Origin of the sequence: Acetobacter sp. P1H12_c (assembly GCF_018811975.1) — a bacterium.
Lineage (GTDB): Bacteria > Pseudomonadota > Alphaproteobacteria > Acetobacterales > Acetobacteraceae > Acetobacter > Acetobacter persici.
Window position 1 is genome coordinate 1 of record NZ_JACRVR010000092.1, and the last position, 1,162, is coordinate 1,162.

The 1,162-nt window shown below is 57.3% G+C and carries 1 protein-coding gene; it reads left to right on the forward strand.

Features of this window, described 5'->3' with window-relative positions; all coding sequences use genetic code 11:
* Window positions 1-1,105 (forward strand): site-specific integrase (locus tag KP699_RS16800; protein WP_215763346.1); only part of this gene is annotated, 1,105 nt, incomplete at its 5' end.
* Window positions 1,106-1,162: the final 57 nt, after the last annotated feature.

Below are 1,162 nucleotides of genomic sequence, written 5' to 3' on the forward strand. Positions count from 1 at the left end.
AGATCGAATCACTTCTGCTAAAATTGATCCGGCGACAGGCCGTCCGCTCCCGGCCGGAGTTGAATATCGCGGCAAGGGCCAGTATCGGGCCCGTAAGCGTATCGCAGGCGGAGAGCGGATCCATCAAACCTTCGGCTCGGCCAAACTGGCCCGGCGCTGGCTGGACACGACGTCCGCCAAACTGGAACTCGGACAGTTTGAGGACACGCGACCGCTGGAACGTCAGACTGTCCGCGAACTGGTCGACCGCTATGTGCGTGAGGTAATGCAGACACGGGACAATGATCGTAAAGGTCACATCCCCTCCATTCTGCAGGACGAAATCGCACAACTGCCATTGGTCGATCTGACCTCGACTGCAGTCCGTGGTTTCCGGGACCGACTGGCTGGGAAATACAGTGCCGCCACAGTCGTCAAACGCCTCAACCTGCTTGCTGCGATCTGCCAGCACGCCATCGCAGAGTGGGACCTACCTTTCTCAAAAAACCCGGCCGCCGCAACGGCAGTCAAGCGACCCGCTGGCGCAGACAAGAAGCGCAACCGTCGTCTCATTGGTGATGAATACGACCGCCTTCTGGAAGCCATGGCACTGTCCCCTTGGCCGGACGATGCCATATTCGTCCAATTCGCCATTGAACAAGGCACCCGACGGGAGGAAGCCCTGACACTCCGTTGGCGTGACATTGACTTTGATCGTTATGCCTTGTCCTTGGAAAAAACGAAGACCATGCATCGTGCTGTGGAGCGTGGTCCGGAAATCCGTCCTCTGACACCCGGAGCCGCCCGCCTGCTTCGGTCCCTTCAGGCACAACGCAAATCCGCCCGGCCCGGAGATCTCGTCTTTGATATTGGTAGCAAAGATGCTTTTTCAGTCCGGTTCGGACGGATGACGAAGAAAGCAGGCCTCAAGGACCTTACCTTCCATGATCTTCGGCATGAGGCGACAAGCCGCCTCGCACGGATTTACACGAACCCGCTCGAACTCCGCCGGGTGACAGGTCATAAAGATATCAAATCCCTTGACCGTTACTACCAACCCCATACGGAAGATCTGGCCGCGAAAGCCATCGCGTATGAGAAGCGTAACTCTGCCGGCAAGGAATAGCGTTTCCGTCAGGCTGTCAGAAATGACAGCCTGATCAGAGCCACAAGCAACAGAGCA